At 68.9% G+C, this 3,687-nt stretch carries 3 protein-coding genes; all 3 read right to left on the reverse strand.

Annotated elements, in window-relative coordinates; translation table 11 throughout:
• On the reverse strand, positions 1 to 2,246 hold a 2,246-nt coding region (locus tag G6019_RS10825; protein WP_309230212.1), incomplete at its 3' end, for an MMPL family transporter.
• A gap of 12 nt (positions 2,247 to 2,258) precedes the next feature.
• Positions 2,259 to 2,933, reverse strand: coding sequence for an NYN domain-containing protein (locus G6019_RS10830; protein ID WP_107757515.1), 675 nt, complete (start codon positions 2,931 to 2,933; stop codon positions 2,259 to 2,261).
• A 37-nt stretch (positions 2,934 to 2,970) separates the two neighbouring features.
• Positions 2,971 to 3,687: tRNA (guanosine(46)-N7)-methyltransferase TrmB (gene trmB / locus G6019_RS10835; RefSeq protein ID WP_182627571.1), on the reverse strand; the 717-nt coding region annotated here is incomplete at its 5' end.

The raw sequence follows: 3,687 nt of genomic DNA on the forward strand, positions 1-3,687 counted from the left end.
GAGGTCGACCGTCCGTCCACGGGCCCGGCCGGGGCTGTGACCGGCACACCGGCGCCCGCCGACCCGACCCGCCCCGGACCCGCGACCAGGAGTTCGGGCTCGTCGTCTATTTCGGCCTCGCCCAGGCCGACCCGCTCCTGGACGCGCTTCATCCACTTCGGCGCCCACCAGTTGTCGGTGCCGAGCATCTGCATCACCGACGGCACGAGCAGCATACGGATGACGGTGGCGTCGATGATGAGCGCGGCGATCATGCCGAAGGCGATGTACTTCATCATCACGATGTCCGAGAACGCGAAGGCGCCGGTCACCACGATGAGGATGAGCGCCGCCGAGGTGATGATCCGACCGGTGTGGGCCACCCCGTTGCGGATGGCCTCTGCGGTGCGGGCCCCGCGCGAACGGGCCTCCACCATCCGGGACACCAGGAACACCTCGTAGTCCGTGGACAGGCCGTAGATGATCGCCATGAGGAGCACGACCACGGGCGACGTCAGCGGCCCCGGTGTGAACCCGAGCAGGCCGGCGAGATGACCGTCGACGAAGATCCACGTGAGGATCCCGAGCGTGGCGCCCAGTCCGAGCAGGTTCATGATCGCGGCCTTGATCGGCAGCACCAGCGAACCGAACGCCAGGAACATCAGGATGGTGGTGGCGATGAGGACGTAGAGCACGAACCACGGCAGCCCGTCGACCAGGGCCTCCACCGAATCGCGTTCCATCGCCGGGTTACCGCCCACGTAGACCTCGGTCCCGGCGGGGATCGGGAACGCCTGCAGGTACTCGACGGTGTCGGTGGCCGCGTTGCGGTCGACGACGCCGGTCTGCAGGACCACCACGTCGCGACCCTGAGCGTCCTGCTCACCGGACCGGGCGAACTGGAACGGTCCGGTCAGGCCCGGTGCCTCGTTCGCCGCGGAGCGGATCTGCGACAGGGTGGTGCCGTCCGACCCGATCACGACGAGTTTGACCGGGTCCGTGCGGGTTCCGGGGAAATTCTGGTCGTACTGTTCCTGTGCCACGCGGGTCGGGTTGTCCGGCGGGAGGTAGGTCTCGTTGATGCCGCCGAACTTGACCCCGGAGAACGGGATGATCAGTGCGACCAGGACCACCACGACCGGGACCGCCACGGCCACCGGGCGCTTCATGGAGAAGTCCGCGATGCGACCGAACAGGCCGTTCTCGACCTCTTCCCGTGAGCGGTGGCGCTGCAGGCGTGTGATGCCGAGCATGTCGACGCGGTGACCGAGCATCATCAGAACGGCCGGCAGCAGGGTCACCGACAGTGCGGCGGCGAGGATCACCGCGGCGATCGCGCCATAGGCCACCGACTTGAGGAAGTCCTGCGGGAAGATGAGCAGGCCGGACAGGGTCACGCCCACCATGACCGCGGAGAACACCACCGTCCGACCGGCGGTGGCCACCGCGCGTCGCACCGCCGCGTCCGGCGGATACCCCTCGGCCATCTCCTCCCTGAACCGGCTCACCACGAACAACCCGTAGTCGATGGCCAGGCCCAGACCGATCAGGGTCACCACGTTCTGGGCGAAGGAGTTCACCGGTGTGACCAGCGAGAGCAGGTGCAGAGCACCGAGCGAGCCCACGATCGTCAGCACCCCCACCGCAACGGGCAGGAAGGCGGCGACGACCCCGCCGAAGACCACGATGAGCAGCAGGAACACCAGCGGGAGCGCGATCAGCTCCGCGCGCACGAGGTCCGCGTCCATGCCGTCCTGCAACGCACCGGCGACGGCCTGCACCCCCGCGACGTCGGTCTGGATCCCGTCGACGTCGATCCGGTCCTCGATCACCCGGAAGTTCTGGAGGATCTCCTCCTCCTCGCCGGCGATCTGGATGGAGGCCACGGCGATGCCCTCGTCCCGGTTGACCAGGGCGGGGGACTGGTTGAACACGAAGCTGGTCACGCCGGTGACCTCGTCCGGGAACTCCGTGCGGATCGAGTCGAGCGAGGCGCGGATGGGCTCCTGGAACGCCGGATCGTCGACCGTGGTGCCCTCGGGGGCGTGGTAGCTGACGACGACGTCGCCGAGCGCGTCACGGCCGTACGCCTCCTGCTCGAGCCGCTCGGCCGTCGCCCACCCGCTCTCCGGGTCCTCGAAGCCGCCCTGGCCGAAGGCGTTTCCGAACATGCTGCCCGCCACGCTGAGCGCGGCCATGACCACGACCATGACGACCGTGACGAGGATGCGGCGGCGGGCGACGACACGCCCGAGTGAGTTGAACACGGCGGCGCGCTCCTAACGCGAGGTGAGCAGGGCGGTGAGTGGCCGGAGCGGCTGCAACCAGGCCCCCTCGTCCGGCAGGTTCTCGAGGCTGACCCGGGGCAGGGGCTCCCGGAACACACCCGGGATGTCCTCCAGGTCGAGGAATCGGATCGTGTCGTGCTGGACGGCCCAGGTGGCGTGCTCCCGGAAACCGATGACGGTGACGGGGATCTCGTCGGCGAGATCCTCCAACGGTTCGCGGAACGCCTGGCCGTCGGCGGAGGCCACCACCACGCCCGCGAGCCGACCGGACTCGGCGCGCCGGTCGATGTGCTCGAGCATGTCGTCGTCGACATCCGAGTCCTCGCTGGTCTTGGGCTTGGCAAAGACGGCGAAGCCGACGTTGCGCAGGGCCTCGACCCAGGGGCGGACATTGTCCGAGGTACCCGGGACGATGTTGGTGAAGACGGTCGCCTCGGCCTCGAGGGTGTCGCCCGAGCTCACCGACAACTCGGCCGCGTACCCGAGCAGCCACCGCCCGAGCGCGTCGAAGCGTGGCCGGTAGAGGGCCGTGGGGCGTCCGCCGAGGATGGACCCGAGGCCCATGTCCACGTTGGGCGCGTCCCAGACGAGCAGCACCAGGCCCGGGTCGTCGGGCGGCACCACGTCGGTGATCTCGTGGTCGTCCGGTCCGTCAGGTGGGGTCATCGTCTACAGCCTCGGCCTTCTCGGAGATTCGGGTGTGTCAGTCTCTGCGACGCCAGAGGAACTCGTTGATCACTCGCTCCTCCTGAAGACCCTTGCCCTCGAACTTCGTCACGGGTCGTTTCAGACTGAACGGTACGTGCCCGTCCCCGGTCGTGGCGTCGAGCCGCTCGAGTGACGGTTCGGCGTCGCCGGTCTCGGCGATCCAGTCGGCGTAGTCGGCGTGGTCGGTAGCCACGTGGAGTACGCCGCCGGGACGGAGGCGCGAGGAGATCAGGGCGAACGTCCCCGACTGCAGGAGCCGGCGCTTGTGGTGGCGCGCCTTGGGCCACGGATCCGGGAAGAACACACGCACCCCGGTCAGGCTCGCCGGCGCGATCATGTTGGTGAGCACATCCACCCCGTCGCCGCGGATCATCCGGACGTTCTCGAGGCCCTCTCGCAGGATCATCCCCAGGAGCTGGGCCAGGCCGGGTTGGTAGACCTCGACGGCGATCACGTCCAGGTCCGGCTCCTCTGCCGCCATCGCCGCGGTGGACGTCCCCGTCCCGGACCCGATCTCGACGATCAGCGGTGCGACGCGACCGAACATGACCTCCGGGTCGATCACCTCGTCCGCGACGTTGCGGCCGTAGGTGGGCCAGTGCTCCTCCCAGTTGCGTTGCTGGCCCGGACGCAGTGTGCCGCGACGGAACCGGTAGGCCGTGACCCGGGGGAACAGACGCGGGTCGTGATCAGGGGTCGATCCGTCCGCCGA

This window comes from Dietzia sp. DQ12-76 (assembly GCF_014145045.1).
Lineage (GTDB): Bacteria > Actinomycetota > Actinomycetes > Mycobacteriales > Mycobacteriaceae > Dietzia.